This window comes from Arcicella sp. LKC2W (assembly GCF_034931005.1).
In the GTDB taxonomy this organism is placed as follows: Bacteria; Bacteroidota; Bacteroidia; order Cytophagales; family Spirosomataceae; genus Arcicella.
This window is the reverse complement of sequence record NZ_JAYGIN010000022.1, coordinates 47,728-67,598: the sequence shown is the minus strand read 5'-3', so window position 1 is coordinate 67,598 and position 19,871 is coordinate 47,728. Positions and strand designations below refer to the sequence as shown.

The 19,871-nt window shown below is 35.3% G+C and carries 19 protein-coding genes; 7 read left to right on the top strand and 12 right to left on the bottom strand.

Features of this window, described 5'->3' with window-relative positions; genetic code table 11:
* The first annotated feature begins 174 nt into the window (after positions 1 to 174).
* Complete coding sequence (locus VB796_RS17830) at positions 175 to 744, top strand: HD domain-containing protein (protein ID WP_323347935.1); 570 nt, start codon at positions 175 to 177, stop codon at positions 742 to 744.
* Positions 745 to 1,068: 324 nt separating this feature from the next.
* Here VB796_RS17830 and VB796_RS17825 read toward each other — a convergent pair whose 3' ends face one another.
* The 4 genes from VB796_RS17825 to VB796_RS17810 form a co-directional block, all read right to left on the bottom strand.
* Positions 1,069 to 2,715 carry a glycoside hydrolase 43 family protein gene (locus VB796_RS17825; protein ID WP_323347934.1) on the bottom strand — a complete coding sequence of 549 codons (1,647 nt, stop codon included), beginning with the start codon at positions 2,713 to 2,715 and terminating at the stop codon, positions 1,069 to 1,071.
* A gap of 30 nt (positions 2,716 to 2,745) precedes the next feature.
* A complete protein-coding gene (locus VB796_RS17820; protein WP_323347933.1) occupies positions 2,746 to 4,398 on the bottom strand; it encodes a glycoside hydrolase family 28 protein in 1,653 nt (550 codons plus the stop codon).
* Between the two features lie 462 nt (positions 4,399 to 4,860).
* Complete coding sequence (locus VB796_RS17815; protein ID WP_323347932.1) at positions 4,861 to 5,904, bottom strand: glycoside hydrolase family 2 TIM barrel-domain containing protein; 1,044 nt, start codon at positions 5,902 to 5,904, stop codon at positions 4,861 to 4,863.
* Between the two features lie 24 nt (positions 5,905 to 5,928).
* On the bottom strand, positions 5,929 to 6,765 hold the full coding sequence (locus tag VB796_RS17810; protein ID WP_323347931.1) for an AraC family transcriptional regulator: 837 nt from the start codon (positions 6,763 to 6,765) through the stop codon (positions 5,929 to 5,931).
* Between the two features lie 113 nt (positions 6,766 to 6,878).
* Between VB796_RS17810 and VB796_RS17805 the strand changes: the two genes are divergently transcribed.
* Complete coding sequence (locus tag VB796_RS17805; RefSeq protein ID WP_323347930.1) at positions 6,879 to 7,751, top strand: DUF1080 domain-containing protein; 873 nt, start codon at positions 6,879 to 6,881, stop codon at positions 7,749 to 7,751.
* A gap of 95 nt (positions 7,752 to 7,846) precedes the next feature.
* Positions 7,847 to 8,257 (top strand): Dabb family protein, encoded by a 411-nt coding sequence (locus VB796_RS17800; RefSeq protein WP_323347929.1) that lies wholly within the window; start codon positions 7,847 to 7,849, stop codon positions 8,255 to 8,257.
* Between the two features lie 142 nt (positions 8,258 to 8,399).
* Here the strand turns inward: VB796_RS17800 and VB796_RS17795 are convergent, their stop codons facing one another.
* From VB796_RS17795 to VB796_RS17785, 3 genes are all read right to left on the bottom strand, one after another.
* A complete protein-coding gene (locus VB796_RS17795; protein ID WP_323347928.1) occupies positions 8,400 to 10,649 on the bottom strand; it encodes a xanthine dehydrogenase family protein molybdopterin-binding subunit in 2,250 nt (749 codons plus the stop codon).
* A 9-nt stretch (positions 10,650 to 10,658) separates the two neighbouring features.
* Positions 10,659 to 11,126 (bottom strand): (2Fe-2S)-binding protein, encoded by a 468-nt coding sequence (locus VB796_RS17790; RefSeq protein WP_323347927.1) that lies wholly within the window; start codon positions 11,124 to 11,126, stop codon positions 10,659 to 10,661.
* A gap of 121 nt (positions 11,127 to 11,247) precedes the next feature.
* Entirely contained in the window at positions 11,248 to 11,700 is a 453-nt protein-coding gene (locus VB796_RS17785; RefSeq protein WP_323347926.1) for a nuclear transport factor 2 family protein, read from the bottom strand.
* A 153-nt stretch (positions 11,701 to 11,853) separates the two neighbouring features.
* On the opposite strand from VB796_RS17785, the gene VB796_RS17780 reads away from it, so the two are divergent.
* Both VB796_RS17780 and VB796_RS17775 read left to right on the top strand, forming a co-directional pair.
* Entirely contained in the window at positions 11,854 to 12,765 is a 912-nt protein-coding gene (locus VB796_RS17780) for a helix-turn-helix transcriptional regulator (RefSeq protein ID WP_323347925.1), read from the top strand.
* Between the two features lie 2 nt (positions 12,766 to 12,767).
* Positions 12,768 to 13,619: an aldo/keto reductase gene (locus VB796_RS17775; protein ID WP_323347924.1), complete on the top strand. Its 852-nt coding sequence runs from the start codon at positions 12,768 to 12,770 to the stop codon at positions 13,617 to 13,619.
* 243 nt (positions 13,620 to 13,862) lie between these two features.
* Here VB796_RS17775 and VB796_RS17770 read toward each other — a convergent pair whose 3' ends face one another.
* The 5 genes from VB796_RS17770 to VB796_RS17750 all read right to left on the bottom strand — a co-directional run bounded on the left by VB796_RS17770 (position 13,863) and on the right by VB796_RS17750 (position 18,016).
* The gene (locus tag VB796_RS17770; protein ID WP_323347923.1) at positions 13,863 to 14,480 is read right to left on the bottom strand and encodes an HmuY family protein; all 618 of its coding nucleotides are present in this window, start codon (positions 14,478 to 14,480) and stop codon (positions 13,863 to 13,865) included.
* A 31-nt stretch (positions 14,481 to 14,511) separates the two neighbouring features.
* Entirely contained in the window at positions 14,512 to 14,724 is a 213-nt protein-coding gene (locus tag VB796_RS17765; RefSeq protein ID WP_323347922.1) for a hypothetical protein, read from the bottom strand.
* Positions 14,725 to 14,729: 5 nt separating this feature from the next.
* A complete protein-coding gene (locus VB796_RS17760) occupies positions 14,730 to 15,140 on the bottom strand; it encodes a hypothetical protein (RefSeq protein ID WP_323347921.1) in 411 nt (136 codons plus the stop codon).
* 1 nt (position 15,141) lies between these two features.
* Positions 15,142 to 15,501, bottom strand: coding sequence for a DUF6686 family protein (locus VB796_RS17755; RefSeq protein ID WP_323347920.1), 360 nt, complete (start codon positions 15,499 to 15,501; stop codon positions 15,142 to 15,144).
* Between the two features lie 421 nt (positions 15,502 to 15,922).
* The gene (locus VB796_RS17750) at positions 15,923 to 18,016 is read right to left on the bottom strand and encodes a TonB-dependent receptor (RefSeq protein WP_323347919.1); all 2,094 of its coding nucleotides are present in this window, start codon (positions 18,014 to 18,016) and stop codon (positions 15,923 to 15,925) included.
* Between the two features lie 186 nt (positions 18,017 to 18,202).
* Between VB796_RS17750 and VB796_RS17745 the strand changes: the two genes are divergently transcribed.
* Both VB796_RS17745 and VB796_RS17740 read left to right on the top strand, forming a co-directional pair.
* A complete protein-coding gene (locus tag VB796_RS17745) occupies positions 18,203 to 18,535 on the top strand; it encodes a DUF6686 family protein (RefSeq protein ID WP_323347918.1) in 333 nt (110 codons plus the stop codon).
* A gap of 3 nt (positions 18,536 to 18,538) precedes the next feature.
* Complete coding sequence (locus VB796_RS17740; RefSeq protein WP_323347917.1) at positions 18,539 to 19,453, top strand: DUF6607 family protein; 915 nt, start codon at positions 18,539 to 18,541, stop codon at positions 19,451 to 19,453.
* Positions 19,454 to 19,871: the final 418 nt, after the last annotated feature.

Here is a 19,871-nt window from a genome sequence, read left to right as displayed (position 1 = left end):
TAATTACGAAATTATCTACTATTCATCGCACAACCGCAGACAGGGCAAAAAAGCCGCTGTCAGGGTTGAACCCGAAACCCTGACAGCGGCTTTTCGCCCTGTCTGCGGTTATTTTTTTGATTGCGAAAAATAATAGATAGTTCAATTTAATTATTCTAAATTTTCCACAAAACGATGTCAATTTCAGAATCTATCCTTCGCCAAAGACTTGATTCAATCTTTGGTTTATACGAAATTAATGGTTCAAACGAATACGTTGGCGAACCTGTAAGTATTTTAGAACATAGTTTTCAAACAGCACAATTAGCTGAAAATGAAGGCTTTGATGAAGATGTTGTTGTGGCGGCATTTTTACATGACATTGGGCATTTTCTTCCAAATAAAAATGAAATGAATGGCTTAGGACACATTTCGCATGAAATAGCTGGAGCAAACTTTCTGTATAAAAATGGTTTTTCAAACAGAGTAGCTCTTTTGGTAAGAAATCATGTGGAAGCCAAAAGATATTTAACGTTTAAATTTCCAACCTATTTTGAAAAACTGTCTGAATCAAGTCAAAAAACGTTGGCATTTCAAGGAGGAAAAATGACTGAAGAAGAAGCTCAATCTTTTGAAAAATCGCCTATGTTTGAGCTTTATTTGAAAATGAGAGAATGGGACGATAAAGCCAAAGAAGTAGATTTGGAAGACTCAAGTATTGATAAATACAAAGAAATTGCTTGGCGACATTTATCAGAAAGGTAAAAAATAAAGCTTGACAACTTGAGCGTTTTGCAAGTTGTCAAGCTTTTAAAATCTAATAAAGTCAATAAATAAACGAAACTATCTACAATTTGTCGCAGAATAAAATTAGACCACAGATTGTACTGATTCAACGGATTTATAAGGATAAATTTAAAGAAAAATCAGTGTAAATCTGTTTTATCTGTTCTATCCGTGGTCTAATTTTGTCTTGCGACAAATAGTAGATAATTCCGTAAATAAATAGCAAAAATAGATAGATTTGTAACCAAATATTTTAAACGATTGGGAAGGCTTATTTTATCGAACAAAATTACATTGTTCCGATTAACTCCCACTTAACGGTTCAACTCTAAACCAATCAAAATCTGCATAACCAGAATCATTAATTTGTGTTGGGCGGGTGCAGAAAATTCCCATTTTAGCACCAATCCACATTCCTACATCGGCTTTAAACACCTCTCCTACTTTTGTATAATTTTGATTATCAAGACTATACAAAAATTGACACTTCCCTCCTTCCGTAACTTTTACGCAAAGAAAAATATCTTTATTCGCTTCAACTTTAGCAATCACTGTTTCTTCTTCCGACGTTTTTTCATTAGCTTTTTTACAAACACCATATACCAACGACAATCCTTCTTTTGAACTTTTTAGAGCCAAATTGGCATAACTTTTACCCATAATTAGCAAGCCGACTTTCTCGTTTTCTAATTTTGGATTGGGTTTAAAGTTCAATTTTGTGGTAACCATAAACGTTTGAGCTGGAAATTTTTGCATCAACAAATTTGGAACGTCCCAAAGATTTTTAGCATCTTCTGGAATCTTGTAAGAATACAACCGTAAAAAACCTTGATTGCTCGTGGTATGCCAAATGCCTTTTGGATTTGCCTGCCATTGCCATTGCAAACCCATTTGAGTTGTATTAAACTCGTCGCTTTCTGGGGGTGTTTGAATTGGATATGTTTTACCAACATTTGGTTTTTTGTAAGTCAAAACGGGTTCTCCCGTACCGTCGCCGTCTTTGTCAATGCCAATAACTGGCCAATCATTGACCCATTTCATCGGTTGCAGATGCACAACTCGTCCATAAGTACCTTTATCTTGAAAATGTAAAAACCAATCTTCGCCAGTTGCCGTATTCACCCAAGCACCTTGATGTGGCCCATTAATAGTTGTATTTCCTTGAGCCATCACTACTTTACGCTCATAAGGCCCATAGATATTTTTTGACCGCAATACCAATTGCCAACCCGTTGAAACGCCTCCTGCGGGAGCAAAAAGATAATAATATCCATTGCGTTTGTACATTTTAGGCCCTTCAATGGTCGGGTCGAGTTCATGACCATCATAGACAATCACCCCTTCGTCCAAAACTTCAGTGCCTTCATTGTTCATTTTTTTGATGGTCAAAATACTTTTGATTCCTGCTCTGCTACCTGCCCAACCATGCGATAAATAGGCTTGACCGTCTTCATCCCAAAAAGGACAAGGGTCAATTAAGCCTTTGCCACCTTCTACCAATTTGGGCTCAGACCAATTTCCCGCAGGATTTTTAGTTTTTATCACATAAATACCAAAATCTGGGTCTGGATAATAAATCAAAAATTCGCCTTTATGAAACCGAATGGCTGGAGCCCAAACACCGTTTCCGTGTTGTGTTTTTGAGAAATGTTCTATTGGAGGCTGACGTTTGAGAGCATGACCAATCAGTTTCCAATTGACTAAATCTTTTGAATGAAGAATGGGAAGTCCAGGAACGGCATCAAAACTTGAAGCCGTCATATAAAAATCATCACCAACACGACAAGCGTCTGGGTCTGAATAATCGGCATCAATTACAGGGTTTTTGTAAGTGCCATTGCCAAGGTCAGAAACCCAAACTTTTGAAACATCATTTCCTTGTTGAGCATTTACTTTTGTGATACAAAAAGTGAGTACAACAATTAATTTAAAAAATATTCTAAAACGCATATTTTCAAGTATTTAGTCTTGCAATTCTCCTTATTTTTCTAAAAAATTAAATTCTTTTGAAGAAGCTCCTTCTGTAAATTCCACTTTATTTTTAGTGTTTTTCACATCCGTATTTTTAACATTGATGGCTTTTGTTCTATCCCCAGCAATTGAAAATAATTGTTCCGTTTCTATGGGATATTTAACGGAATCAAAAGTTAAAGAATTACTATTTACGACCGAAATAATAGGTTTTGTTTTGGTAGCCTGTAACACAACATTTTTGAGCGAAATGCCTTTGGTATCCACAAATTCAGCCCCAATTTCTGATTGTAAGATTAAGTTTTCCAGTTGAATATTCTCAATGGGCATTTCTTGAAGTCCACGAATAAAAACCCCTTTTTTTGCACCACTACAAACAATATTTTCAAATTTCATATTTCTAAAAATCGGCGTTCCTTCATTCACAACGGGTCTTTCATCACGTGGGGTGTCGGTCGCAAATTTTACAAAATAGTACATATCAAAGAAAATAGCTTCCTGAGCAATGTCTTTCATATAAATATTTTTAGCATAGATATTTTCAACAATTCCACCCCGACCACGCACAGATTTGAACCGAAGCCCTTTATCTGTTCCCATAAAAGTACAATCGTAAACAAAAATATTTCTTGCTCCGCCACTCATTTCGCTACCAACCACAAAACCGCCATGACCGTTATAAACCGTATTATTTCTGATAATTCCATTTTCGGTTGGCATACCACGCTTACGCCCTTCTTCATCTTTCCCAGATTTGATACAAATGGCATCGTCGCCTACATCAAGGGTACAATTTTCAATCAAGAAATTCTTGCAAGATTCAATATCCATACCGTCGCCATTATGGGCATATTCAGGATTTTTAACGTATAAGTTTCTCAAAGTCAAGTCTTCACACATCAAAGGATGCAAACACCAAGCAGGTGAATTTTGGAAAGTAATTCCGTCTAATAATACTTTTTTACAACGAGTAAAAACCACCAAATTAGGACGTAGATAATCTTTCATATCTTCAAAATCGCTTGGTTTTTTACCATTAATGAGCAACATACTTTTGCCCCCAACACTTGCTTGTTTGAACTGTTCGCTCGGATACCAAACTTTGCCATCGTCTTTCAAAACACCACCAGAAGCCACTTTGTGTTTCCATTGTTCTTCGGTCAATTGGTTTTTATTGACGGCACGCCAAACGTCGCCGTTTCCATCAATAATTCCTTGACCTGTAATGGCTACATTTTCTAAGTCTGTTCCTGAAATAGGCGACTGATTTCGAGCGGCACGTTTACCTTCATAAAAGCCTTCAACTATTGAATATTGAGCTTTATCGGTTGAAAAAAGTAAAGTTGCCGATTTTTTTAAGTGAAGATTTACGTTACTTTTCATCACAATTGGTCCAGTTAACCAAATACCTTGCGGCACAAGCACGACGCCTCCCCCTTTCTTGCTACATTCTTCAATCGCTTTATTGATAAATTGCGTATTAAGGCTGATTCCATCGGGTTTTGCACCGAATTTAACAATGTTCAACGTATCTTTTCGGAACGATGTTTTGGCAATTTTCGGGAGGTTTTGCCAACTATAAACGGGTGCTTTTTGAGCAAAATTAGCGGTATTAAAAATGGCAAGGAGAGCCAACACGAGCAATGATTTTTTTTTGTTCATTCTGATTTAAGTAGCTTATAATTGCTAATTTATTAAAGGTTTATAAAGATTTTCAAAAAATCCTGACAAGTTTAATGAAAGTTAATTAATTAATAATAAGGACTTTATCCATCTTTTCTTCGTCAAGAATTTAATTAAAAGCCCAATCTTAATTTTATAGTTTTGAGAAAAAACGGCAACTAAAACTATTATTGCAAATCATCAATCTTTAAAACACAAATACCCCCAAATTTCTACTAAAACTCAGAGGTAATTCATTTGATACCACCATTTTTGTAACCTATTTCAACCAACAAACTTATTAAAATCAGCAAAGCAAGTATGATAAAATATTGCCATTTCTTTAGCGTATCTGAGCATTCTGTCAATGAAACTGTTTAAAAAAAACAAAAAGTCGTAAGTAAGCATTGCAAAATAATGGCAATGTTTACTTACGACTCTTTGTCAATTTTACAGGAAACTCTACTTTTTATGCGTAGTCATTTTTATCGCATCAACCTCACTTTGTTTATAAATTGAACCATCTGCTCTAAAAATATCATGAAACCATAATTTGGGTTCTTCGCCACTTGGTAGCGGTTCGTCCCAAGCATAAATGGTATTTGTTTTTCCTTTTACCAAACCCCAATTTATTGCTCCTACTTTGTATTTTTCAAATACTGGCAAACAAGTTTCAAAAGTGCTTTTGTGCTTACGAGCCATGTATTCTGTACAAATTACGGGACGTTTATAGGTTGTTTGAAATCCGATAATTGCTTTCTCTAAATCCTCAGGAGAACGATAATTATGGAAAGTAATAATGTCTGAATTATTCAACATAAAATCATTACTCAAAGGATGGTCGTGCCACCAACCCGCAGTAATTGGTTGAGATGGATTTACGGCTCTTGCCCATTCGAAAGACTTTTTCAAAAGTGGCATTACTGCATCCAAATAACCCGAATTTGAAGGTTCGTTGTACATATCCCAAACAATTACACGATTATCGTTGGCAAATGCACCCATCACACCTTTGGTATAATCTTCCAATTTTCCCCAAGTTCTTGAATCGAATAACATTTTTGTACCTGGACATCTCGCCCAACCCGAATTATGAACACCTACTTTGGGTTCCATTTGCTTCCCTGCTTTTGGGTCGTCATTCCAACAAGAATCATACAATACAAACATAATTTTGATGTGATGTTTGTCGGCAATAGTCAAAAACTCATTGATTCTTTTCAAAAAACCCGCTTTATCGGTTTCGTAAGGAATATTATGTAAAAAAACTCGCATAATATTCATCCCTAAACCTTCAGCCCAAGCCAATTCTCGGTCGATAGTTACAGGGTCAAAAGTTTCAGCTTGCCACATTTCAAGTTCATTGATGGCAGTGCTTGGGATAAAGTTTGCTCCTACAAAAAGTGGTTGTTTGGCATACCAGCTATTCGCTTTTTCTGGCGACCACTGTTGTGCATTTGCTTGGAAAACGTTAATTAATAACAGTAATACAATAATTTTTTTCATGATTTTAAAATATTAAAACGCTTTTTATTCCCTCTTCCGAAAGGTAGTTGGTGTACTTCCTGTAAATTTTTTGAATTGCTTACAAAAATGGCTTTCATCGGTATAACCAAACTCGTCTGAAATTGCTGAAATCGTCATTTGGCTATACAATAAACGCACTTCAATCAGCTTTATTTTATGTTTGATAATGTATTGTTTCAAAGATTCGCCTGTGTGTTTTTTGAAGAAAATACTAATATAATCGGGTGCATAATTGAAAACATTGGCTAAATGCTCAATATTGAGGTCGTTGGGTTTATAAATATGTTGTTTAATATACATCAAAATGGCTTCCACCGAATCTTTCAGAACTGGACTGGTTGAAGTTTGCCCAAATAAATTTCGGGCGAGAATTATCATCATACTTCTCATCAAACTATCACGGATAATTTCAAAATATTGTGATTGTTGATTTTCGTATTCTGCCTCCAAAACCGCTAATAAATGATGAAGTTTTTGTTTGTCCTTTTTGTCCTGTACAATTGAACCACGACTTTGCGAGGAAGTGTACAAAAGATTTCGCCGAACTTGTTGCCAAGTGCTGTCTTTATCTTCATTTTCTATCTTATAAAAGGATTCATTGAAACGGATAAAACAAAATTCAGTAATGGCATTTATTTCAAAATCATGGTAATCTTCTGGGCCTAAAAGAAACACATCGCCTTTTGAATATTGAAACGAATTACCGTTAATATTATGAACTCCATTGCCTTTGAGAATGAAAATAATCTCATAATAAGTATGCTTGTGTACTGAGTGCATCCAAGATTTAGCCTCGAAATGATAAATATTAAAAGGAGTATGCAGGACATATCTTTTCATAATTATAAAGTGTAGAAAAGCACCAAGTTATATTGGATTTCTACAATAAATATCCGTTTTGTAAAGGTTAGTTTTGCAAGAGTATAATCAAATACTGTTTAACAAATATAAATATGAAACGCACATTCTTTTTATTTTGCCTGATAATACCACTTTTTTTGAATACTTCATTACAAAAAACAGATGAATGGACTCCATTATTAGATAAAAACCTAAGCCAATGGGAAACATATTTAAGTTACCGACATAAAAATGATTATAATGGAAAAATACCAAAAGACTCTTTAGGAAACATCATTCAACCCATTGGTTATAATAAGGATAATACAGGTGTTTTTACGGTTTTAGATGAACCAAACGGGTCTGTTTTACGAGTAAGCGGAGAAATTTATGGCTGTTTATTTACCAAAAAATCGTATGAAAATTATCATCTTACCTTACAAGTAAAATGGGGAGAAAAGAAATACGAACCCCGATTAAATAAATTACGAGATTCGGGTATTCTTTATCACTCTACTGGAGAAGCTGGGGTAGAATATTGGCGTTCATGGATGTTGTCGCAGGAGTTCCAAATTATGGAAGGACATAACGGTGATTTTTGGTGTCAAGCCAATTCAGCGATTGATATACGCTCACTGCCTGCTGAGGGCATAATGAATAGAATTGCCGATGAAAAACAACCTTTCCGAACTTTCAAAAGTGGTAGTGATTACTATTGTATGCGTTCGGAAAATCACGAAAGTCCTGCTGATGAATGGACAACCATTGACCTTATTTGCTATCAAGGAAAAAGTCTTCACATTGTAAATGGACACGTGGTGATGGTGTTGCAAAATTCACGTGCTACGCTTCCCGACGGCAAAGAAATTCCACTAACAAGCGGAAAAATTCAACTGCAAAGTGAAGCAGCAGAGGTTTTTTATCGAGATATTCGGATAAAGCCAATCAACTCGATACCAACTATTTATCAGAAGTTGTTTTTATAAATTTTCAAACGAAATAGGATAATTACGCAAAATTCAATAAATTGATTATCAACCATTTACCATTTTTCAATCATTATACTTAAATACAACATTCAATGAAAAGTACAACACGTAGAAACTTTTTGAAAGCTACCGCAATGACAACAGTCGTTGGAACAACCGCTAAGGCATCAGATAAAATAGATGCGAAACAAATATTTGTTCATCATGTATATTTTTGGCTAAAAAACCCAAGTAGTGAAGCCGATAAAGCAAAATTATTAGAAGGGTTGGAGGTTTTATCAAAAGTACCAGAAATCAAAATGGTACATATTGGTATGCCTGCAAGCACTAATCGAAGTGTCATTGAAAGAAGTTATTCGGTATCGTGGCTATTATTTTTTGAAAATTTAGAGCAAGAAGAAATTTATCAGAAGCATCCAATTCACCTAAAATTCGTAGCTGATTATTCGCATTTATGGGAGAAAGTAATTGTGTATGATTCAGTGGGTGCTCAAAGAAAATAAGAAGCCATTTTTGAATTAATTATACTTTGGTACTTTAAATAAATGGAGCAAATTTGACTTTGGAGAGCTTCCCGAAAGTTTAACCCCTAACGGAGTTATTTCGGGAAGCTGAAAGGTAAATACCCAAAATCTCAACACCTACTTACGACTTTGGTTGTTCGGCAGTAAATGGCTGATTATAATATCGTTTTCCAGTTGTTTTAAATAAAGCATTGGCAACTGCTCCAAAAACTGGTGGGAATGGCGGTTCGCCAAGTCCAGTTGGGTCGATGTCGTTTTCTACAAAATGAACATCTATTTTTTGTGGTGCTTCATTATGGCGAATCATGCGGTAATTATGAAAATTATTTTGCTCACTAACACCATCTTTGTGTGTTAATCCTCCATAAAACGAATTTCCAATTCCATCTACAACTGCACCTTGAACCATATTTCGAGCCGCATCGGGGTTTACAACTACCCCACAATCAACGGCACTCGTTACGTGTTCTACATAAGGTTGTCCGTCTCTGATTACCATATCTACTACATGACCAGCATACGAAGCATGACAGAAATAAGCGGCAACGCCACGTTTTTTACCTGCATTTTCGGGTTTTCCCCAACCAGATTTTTCTTTCAATAATTCTAAAACGCCAATATATCTGCTTGCGTCATAATCGTTGTTTTTGCCTACTGGATTGGCTTTTGCTTTTTTCAAAAGTTCCAAACGCATTTCAATTGGGTCTTTGCCCATCGCTTCTGCTACTTCATCCAAAAATGATTGTTCGGCAGCGGCATTGAAATTTGAGCGTGGGGCTCTAAATGCTCCAATGGTAATATTTGAAGGAATTTCCCAACCGTCAGCCAAATAATTATCAACTGCACCCGCTGGAAAACGATTGGCGTGAATTGGGTTTTCTGGAATACCACCACCCGTTACATGAAAACCTATCAGATTTTTATTTGCATCTAAAGCCGCACGATACGTTGCGGTGTACATCGGGCGATAGATTCCGTAAGTCATATCGTCTTCACGAGTGTAAATTAACTTAACGGGAGCTTTCATTTTTTGAGAAATACGAGCGGCTTCATATACATACGACCCATACGCTCTACGACCAAAACCACCGCCCATACGAGTCATTTGAATTTCGATTTTATCGGCAGGAAGATTTAGTAATTTTGCCAAAGTTGGCTCCATCCAACCTGGTGCTTGCAATGGGCCTGCCACTAAGGCTTTATCATCTTGCACGTGGGCAAAGAAATTCATGGGTTCCATGGTATTATGTGCCAAAAACGGTGCATTATACGTGCGTTCGATAATCTGAGTAGCATTTTTGAACGCTGTTTCTGGGTCGCCGTCTTTTCTTATTTGGTTGGCTGGTTTTTTTGACATTTCAGCCATTAACTCAAATTGCTTTGCCGTAGTTTCTAATCTTGCAGGAATGTTATTAACCGTTTTTCTACCACCAAAACCGCTAATTGTCTCTTTAGTTTCACTGATTGGTTCCCATTGTGCAACAATTTTCTTGCGAGCATTCATCACTTCCCAAGTGCTTTTACCAACTATGGCAATCATTTCATTAAAAGTACGAGTATCAAAACCGCCTTGCTCAAAACCATCATCATAAAGTTTGAAACTAAAAATATCTTTGATTCCTGCCATTTTTTTGGCGGCAGTGGCATCAAAAGATTTTAATTTCATACCAAATGCAGGAGGATGCTGAATCATGGCGATTAACATTCCATCAACTTTATAATCTATTCCAAAAAGTGGTTTTCCTGTAACTACTTTCGTGCCTTCGGAATTTTTCTTTGAATTTCTGACAATTGAAAAATCTTTTGGAGATTTCAATTTCACGTCTTTTGGCACAGCAATGGTGGCGGCTTTAATGCTCATTTCGCCATATTTTGCTGATTTTCCGCTTGAATGAGATAAAACGCCTGCTTTTGTTGTGATTTCAGATGCTGGAACGCTCCATGTCTGAGCCGCCGCTTCGATAAGCATTTGGCGAGCCGTCGCTCCTGCATTTCTTAGTGGTTTCCAGTACATTCTTACCGAATTACTACCACCTGTAAACTGTGGGCCGTATTTTACATTGTCGTGCGTACCCATTTCTACCACTACATTTTTCCAATCTACGTCCAATTCTTCGGCTACCATCATGGGTAGCGAAGTCATTACGTTTTGTCCAAATTCGGGATTTGGACAAAGGATTTTCACCACATTATCAGGCGTGATTTTAATGTATGATGCAAGCTCGCTCCAAGTTTCAGCCAAATTTAATTGAGCCATTTTATCAGCAGCTTTTGCATCAGAAAACCAACTAAAACTAAGCATTAATCCACCACCTGCTATGGCAGAAGACTTTAAAAAATCTCTTCTACTTTGCGATTTTATATTTTCCATTGTCTTTTCTTATTTAGCGTTTGATGTTTTGGCAGCCGTTTTGATAGCTTCCTTAATTCTCAAATACGTCCCACAACGGCAAATATTTCCGCTCATGGCGTTGTCAATATCTTCATCTGTTGGTTTGGGATTACTTTTGAGCAAAGCTGATGCCGACATGATTTGTCCACCTTGACAATAGCCACATTGTGCAACGTCGTGTTCTAACCATGCTTTTTGCACTGGATGTGTTGCATTTTCTGAAAGCCCTTCAATGGTGGTAATGGCTGATTTGCCGATGGCTGAAACAGGTAAAACACATGAGCGAGTAGCATTTCCATCTAAATGAATAGTACAAGCACCACATTGAGCCATGCCACAACCAAATTTTGTACCGGGCATATTGAGGTGGTCACGCAATACCCACAAAATTGGTGTTGAAGGGTCAACATCTACTTGTCGTGTTTTGCCATTGACTTTGAGGTTATATTTTGCCATAGTATGCTGAATTTATTTCAATATTAAAAAATTTAACAAAAATCTATAAAATAAATAATAAAAAATAATATTTTTCAAATACAAACTTACGAATTTCAAACAATTTATGGTGTCATCAACTTTATTTCTTAATCTGATGTGTATCTCTTACACTACTGAAAGATAAAGCCAACATTTTCCAATCTTTTTTGTGTTTTTGATAAACTTCTGTTACGGTAAACTCTACTTTTGCGTCGTTTCCTCGTACCACCGATTCGAGGGTAATTCTATTCCAAACGATGGCAGTTTTTCCAGAAACTTCTATGGCAGAATCATGAATGGTAGCTTTTTTGTACCAAATACTTCCCGTTTTGATGATGTCGAGTTCTTCTGCTTTTTTCCAAGTACCACTCATGTGAAGAAATTTTGCTTTGTCATCAAACAGTTTTTCTAATTTTTCAACATCTTTGTCTGCCATCCATTGCCACTTATCTTTTGATAATTGCATAACTGTTTGCTCATCTTTTGTGGATTGAGCAAAAACCGAAATTGAACAAAATAAGGCTAAGACTAAAATTTTTATATTGGTTTTCATTTTTGATAAATTGTTTTATTTAGATTAACAAATTTCTACTTATTCCGCTATTTCAATTGTATAAAAATTACTGCTTTTTCTACCATTTTTACTGATAATCATACAGGTAGGCGAAGAACTCCTAAATTTGTTCTCGAATCATTCACTAAAAAGATGGAAAAGATTGTAAACATCGACAATATCAGTGATTACAACGCCGCTTGTAACCACAAAACACTTCACCCATTGGTTAGTGTTATCAATTTTTCCAATGCTAATCCAAGAGATTGGGGCGATGTGGAAAGCATCCGATTTGAGTATGGCTTATATACCATTTTTCTGAAAGATGTAAAATGTGGAGATATACAATATGGTCGTCATTTTTATGATTATCAGGCAGGAACATTGGTTTTTTTTGAACCTGGTCAGGTGGCAACTTTTATAAATCCCAAAATGGTATATCAACCTGTTGGTTTGGGACTTTTGTTTCATCCTGACTTGCTGAGAGGTACAACGCTTGGGAAGACCATTCAAGATTATAAGTTTTTCAGCTATCAAACCAACGAAGCCCTGCATCTTTCTGACGATGAAAGGCAAATTATTTTGGATTGTTTGACAAAAATAGAATTTGAACTAAAACAACCCATCGACAAACACAGTAAAAAACTGATAACCAGCAACATAGAGTTATTTTTAAATTATTGTGAGCGTTTCTATGACCGTCAGTTTATTACAAGAGATGTAGCCCACAAGGGTATTTTGGAGAAGTTTGAAGACTTATTGAATAATTATTTCGCCTCCGACAAACCACAAACGGTTGGCTTGCCTTCGGTGGCTTATTGTGCCGAAGAATTGCATTTATCAGCTAACTATTTTGGTGATTTAATCAAAAAAGAAACAGGGCAATCGGCGAAGGAATATATACAAAATAAGACGATTAATGTAGCCAAAAATAAGGTATTTGAAGGTGATAAAACGGTGAATGAAATTGCTTATGAATTGGGTTTTAAATATCCTCAACATTTTACGAGATTATTTAAACAACGGGTGGGAATTTCTCCAAATGAGTACAAACATTTGAATTAAATATGCAAACAGTTAAATTAAATAATGGCATCGAAATGCCAATTTTAGGCTTTGGCGTTTTCCAAATTCCAGATGCTATTGCGTGTGAACAAGCAGTGATTGATGCCATCGAAACAGGCTATCGTTTGATTGACACCGCTGCATCGTACATGAATGAGGAAGCAGTAGGCAATGCGATTAAAAATAGTGGTGTTGAGAGGAAAAATTTATTTATCACAACCAAACTTTGGGTGCAAGATAATGGTTATGAAAACACCAAAAAAGCTTTTCAAAAATCGCTCGACCGTTTACAGTTGGACTATTTGGATTTGTATCTAATTCATCAACCGTATGGCGATGTTTTTGGCTCATGGCGAGCAATGGAAGAGTTGTACGAAGCAGGAAAAATAAGAGCCATTGGTGTTTCAAATTTTCAGCCTGACCGTGTTTTGGATTTAATGTTGTTCAATAAAATAGCTCCCGCCGTTAATCAAGTCGAAACTCACCCATTTCACCAACAGACTGATAATCAAGGTTTTTTACAAGAGAAAAACATTCAAATCGAGTCTTGGGGACCTTTTGCGGAAGGTAAAAATGATATTTTTCAAAATGAATTATTGGTTGCTATTGCCCAAAAATATCATAAAAGTGTAGCTCAAATTATTTTGAGGTGGCTCACACAACGGGGTGTAGTAGTTATTCCAAAGTCGGTAAGAAAAGAAAGGATGATTGAGAATTTCAATATTTTTGATTTTGAAATTGGAGCAGACGACATGGAAAAAATCAAAAGCCTTGATACTAAAACAAGTCTATTTTTCGACCATAGAAACCCAACGATAATTCAGTGGATGGCTGAGCGGAAATTGGATATTTAGCATTGAAAAGTTTCGGAATTATCTACTATTTGTCGCAAGACAAAATTAGACCACTGATAGAACACATAAAACAGATTTACACTGATTTTTCTTTAAATTAATCCGTGTAAATCCGTTGAATCAGTACAATCTGTGGTCTAATTTTATTCTGAGACAAATTGTAGATAGTTCCGAAAAGGTTCAATATAATTACTTTTGCAAAAAAGCGTTTCAAGGGATTTATAAATCCCTTGAAACTAAAAATTAGTTAAATTTCAGACTTCCATCAGGTTGATAGACGTATCTGAATGTGTAATATCGTCCAGCACTACTGGCATCTGGTTTAGCAGGCGTACCTTTATAGTAACTCAAAACTTCCATTTTAGCATATTTCCCCTCTCCCGTTTTTATTAATAATACTTTTCCAGCAATCGGAGAGATGATATTCGTTGCACCATCATAGTTATACCAGCCTTTTCCAGACCCCGTAGGAATAGCCAAAAGAGTTTTGGTGTCTTGCAAAATAACGGCTGAAGCAGGAACTTCTTTCGTTTCATCAAAAATACCTGTTAAAACAACCGCTCCACCAAGTCCTGTGCCAGACGTTCCACCATTTGTCAGGATGGTTGTTGCCCTAAAGGCAACGTCCCATTTATTAGTAGCAGAATCTGTGTTGGCTACTATTCCATTTTTAAAACTAAAAAAAGTATATTTTCCCGTAGCAACGGGCTGTCCAGTTCCTGATATTGTGGTTGGGTCGGCGGCTAAATCTTTAACAGTTTCTGATTTAATTGGGTCAACCACAACGGTTTCTTCTTTTTTACAGGCTACAAATAATGCAAGTGAAAGTCCGCAAATAGCGATTTTTTTAATTGAATACATGATTTTACTTAATTTATAAAGGGTTTATTTTTTACGACAATTCTTCACATTGGTAGCCCAAATTTCTGATAGCATGAATGACGCTCTCAATACCAATTACTCTTTCAGATACCACTTTTAATACTTTATTTACGTCATGAAAATCTATATTGAACTGATTGATTCCTAATGACTTGAGGGTATCCCAAAGTAACTGAATACCAATTGGAGAAGTAATATTTGTTTTTAGAATGAAGATTTCCATGTTGATTAATTTTTAGTATTTTGAGGAAGTAAATATCTATCCATCAGCCACATTTGGGCATCTGAACGACAATCAAAAATGCCAACTTCACACCCGAAAGTTCGTTTGGCTAAACACGCCGCAATATTTTTCCAAATATTGAGCGTTAAAAACGAATTTGTAACCATAGCAACCCCAAAACATTGATTTTTAAAAGACCTTCTATAACCTTTAAACCACTCATTTTCAAGTTTTAAAACGCCTCTTTCTCTTTGAATATGTCCGTTAGAAAAATCAAATAATAAACCAAATGAATCTTTTGTTTTGAGATTGTTACTTATTTCAGAGAGGTATTTTTTTGTATCCTCTACCGTCGTTTTTTGTCGTATTCTAAGGGTTAAAACAGGACAACTTGGGTTTCTGATTATTTCTACCATGTCAGTTATCGCTGATACTATTTCTAAAAAAAAGCCCTAAGTTCATTCTCTCACAAGCCGCAGAAATCAGCCCCTGCAATTCTTCTATTTCGTTGAAAGTCAGGAAAATACCAGATGCCGAAAAACCAAATCTCAATGATGGGATACTTCTCATATCAACAATTTCGATGACATAATATTTCTCGTTTGGTGGTACATCACTCAACCTTTGAAGAAAACCAACAAGGTCGCTCCAATTGAAAACCAACATGATATTTTTATATTTCAACTGAATTTCGTTGCAACAATTGCACTGAGTAATGTAAGATTCAGCGTTTTGGACTAAAATAGTGTGTGTATGCGTGTTTTCTTGTGTTTTCATAAGATAAATTATATAATTTGATGTTAAACTCAACTCATTACAAACAACTGACAATCAAACAATTGACTAATTTGTCAGCTTAAAATTTTGGACTTATCTACTATTTGTCGCAAGACAAAATTAGACCACGGATAGAACACATAAAACAGATTTACACTGATTTTTCTTTAAATTTATCCGTGTAAATCCGTTGAATCAGTACAATCTGTGGTCTAATTTTATTCTGCGACAAATTGTAGATAGTTCCGAAAAATTTTGGACTTATAATCCATAACATTTTTATAAACAGTTCCAACAAAGTTGGAACTGTTTGGGGTAAAATCAAGCGTACTTTTAGGTACAGGAATATGTCCCATAAAATGAGGATATTACCCAGAGAGGTGACTAAAATTGTTAATTCTCCACCCTCAATACATTACGATTATTGTCTTTTTTTAGGCTCAAGTTTGAGTCCTAAACTCAACCAAATTAGCCTGCCCGCTAAATTGGAAATTCGTTGAGGGTCTGTAAATCCTGCGATATTATCACAACCCATTTGTATTTGATAATGGTCTTTAAAGGTTTTATTTATGGAGAAATTCCAGAGAAAATAGCCATTGACAAACTCATCTTCTGTGTCAGCAATACTGTTGCCATTAAAATCTGCAAAACCGTATCTACTTCTATAAACACCTCTTAATGAAGAACTTATGTTATTTTTCTTGTTTTCATAAAATACTTTAATATTTCCTGAATGATTTGACCTGTTAAAAAGTCCTTCATATTCAGATGCCTTTACCCGAACCGTTTGAAAACTAATAGGGTCACGCCTAAAAACTTCGCCATTTTCTATTTTAGAGACAATTTCTTTATCTTTTGCTTCCAAAAATTGATACCCAAACGACCATGTAAAAGAATGTTGATTCAAAATGACTTGTTTACTAAATTCCGCTTCAATTCCCTGTGTAAATACTTTGTTTAAATTGAGATAACTAAACACATTTTGCCCATTGGTTTTTCGGGCAATCGCTTGCGTTTGAATCAAATTATTAATGTCATTTCTAAAAGCATTTACACTGATTTTCAAATTATTAGGTAAATTAATGGTACTTCCCAAATTGAATGCTAAAGAACTTTCTGCCTTGAGAGTTGACAACTGATTTACATCAAAAAGCATTTCAGAAATTTGATTTTCAGCCTGTAATTTTGCCACTCCATTGATGACTTCTTGCGTACCTAAAACACTATATCCAGCCACCGCATTGGTAAAATTGAGGTATAATTGTCTAAAATCGGGGGCTTTGAAGCCTACGCCTACTGAACCTCGCAAAGTAATTTCTGGCGTTAGTTGATACCCAGCCGAAAATTTTGGACTCAATTGTGATTCATAGGCAGAATGAGCATCAAAACGCCCCCCGATAGTTAGGTTTAGGTGATTTATTGATGAATTTTCGTATTGTAAAAAAGCATATTTGGTGTCAAATCGTTTAGTTCCTTCATATCGAGTGGCTTCTACACTTTCCCAAATTTGCCCTAAACCAACTGTTAAATTCTGCTTTTCACTTAAAGCATAATCTAATTGAACTTCTGGTCTTTGAAAAGTTTGAATAAAAAACGTATTATCATATACGTCATCATTTTTTTGATAGACTAAGGTAGAGTTTGTCCGATAACGTGACGTATAATAACGAGCGTTTACTTTTAATTTTGGCTGAAGTTGAATTCTAAGAATAGGAGTTAAATTCCAATCGGTCACTTTTCCCCAACCTGTTACCTTTTCATTTGCTGCCAAAAGTGCGTTTTCTTGATTTTCAACAAATAATCTTCCCGACATTGAGAATTTTATTTTTTCAGAAAAATCATAACTTACTTTTGGGCTAAAAGTAGTGTTTTGAAAAGGAGAAACTGTTGCTCCAAAAACTTCTGGACTAAAATCATAACCGTTCGTTTTATAATGATTCATGAAAAAAGACAAACCTAACTTATTGATTTTCAAAGCTATATTCCCAGAAAAGTCCATAACTTGGTTTGTGCCATACCGTAAAGAAATGTCACCTTTTGCTTTTTCGGGGCGGTTTGTGATAATATTAATCACTCCTGCCAATGCCTCAGAACCATACAAACTTGATGAAGGCCCTTTCACAATTTCGATTTGTTTTATATTACCAACTGCCAATCGTGAAAGTTCCAATGTTCCTGCGGTTCTTCCAATTAGTGGTTCTCCATCTACCAAAATCAAAGTATAATCGGGGCTAAACCCTTGAATTTGAACACCTTGCCCATGATCATTTTGAATGAATAAACCTGTTTGCTCTGCCAAAACATCATTCAGTCTCAGCGACCCCATCGTTTTAATTTGTTGCTGACCAATTAAGGTTACAGGAATTGAGAGAGAACCCAACTTCCGTTCGCTTCTGGTTGCGGTAACGACTATTTCTTCTAAATTTTTATGAGAAACACTATCCAAAACAATCACTTTCTGTGCATAAGTATTTGTTATACAGAGGGATAGAAATATTTTAAATAGGTTTCTCATAAGTAAGTAATCATTGTGTTTTGCTTTTGACATGACAAAGGTAATGCCTTATTTAGAATAATTCCAAATAAAAATCAATATTATTTGGAATTATTCTAAATAAAGTCAAACTTTGTGTCATAATTCATCCCAATCGCAACAAATGAGCAACCTATCAAACAACTTTTAAGCAAATAATTTAACGACATGACTCAAACATCTCACAAATTCAAAACCATTGTTGAACATCATCAAGGTTATATCGGCTTCTGCAATTGCTGTCAAATGGTAAATGTATGTTACAAAAATTCGCTTTTCTGTTTTCAATTATCTGAATATCAATGGTTTTGTGGCATCATCAACGAAAGAAAAAGTATGCTTGAGTTCCATACTTCTCACGGCAAAGAAATCATGATGAGAACCCCAATGAACAATTATTATATCCTTTTTAAAGAAAGTGAATTAGACGAATTATCAGAAATGCTACAAAAAGCCGCATTACTGGTGGAAACTTTTAGGAACATAAAAAATCAAAATTAATTTATGAAAAAAAGAATCTTAGCTATCATATTGATGGGAGTATCAATCTTAGCAAATGCCCAAAAATCAGAGGACATCAAGGCAATTAAAGGTCAATGTGGCTGTTTTGATGTAAAATTTAGTTATGCCGAAACTTTTGCTCCTGATAAATCCTATCAATTCCATGACCGTTATCGAACGGGCGGACGTGAATGGATTTTTGTCGATGAAGAAACTAAAAACGACCGCTTAGTTTTAATGCACCTTTTAGTAATAAACGATACAATGGTGATAAAACATTGGCGAGAAGATTGGGTTTATGAAAATACTGACCTTTTGGCTTATCAGAAAGGAACTGAATGGAAACCGCTAATTCTGCCCAAAAACGATGTAAAAGGACAATGGACACAGAAAGTTTTTGAAATAAATGATATGCCACGTTATGAGGGTTCTGCCTCTTGGAATCATCAAGACGGAAAACACACATGGGCAAATATTACCGATGCCCCATTGCCACGACGTGAATATACCAAAAGAGATGATTATCAAGTTTTACGAAGAAATAACCGTATTCATGTAACTGAAACTGGATATTTGCACGAACAAGATAACGACAAAATTATCCGTGGAGAATCGGGTGATAAATTATTGGCTCAGGAAAAAGGATTAAATAATTATGTTAAAATTGACGATTCGAAATGCCAATTAGCAGTTGAATTTTGGAAGAAAAACCGTGAATATTGGGTTGATGTCAGAACGGTTTGGGGAAAAATTTTGGCTGAAAATAAAGGTCTGAATATCAAAACTAAAAACGATGATGGCAAAATGCTTTGGAAAGAAATTGATGATTTAGTGGAAGATTTTAAGAAAAAAGACATTAAAAATGCTCAAAATCGCCAAATTGCCATCAGAACTTTACTCACAAAATATATTATTTAAGGAATCATTAAAGCCCACAAAACCTCTGGCAATCGTTCACGATTTTGTCAGAGGTTTTTTTTTGAATCCTTTAAAGACTCTTTCCTTTTCAAAGGAACACTTTAAAACATTCAATTTCTCCATAACTACCTAATATAAAACAAGTTGTAGCAAAAATTACCCAAAATTTCTCATAAGCACAACTGTCCACAAAATTAGATTTTAATGATTGTATGATGAAAAAGTATTCCTGAAAAGACTCAGGAGACTGAATTCAACACAAAAGGTTCTTCATGAATTATGGATTTACGTTAACTACTTTGACGATAAGGCGGCTGGCATAGATTTATTATAATTCTAACACATAGTTGTACTTATATAAGAACTCCTTTTTAAATAAAACTCAGTTTATATACTTTTTACCCATAATTTAAACAAC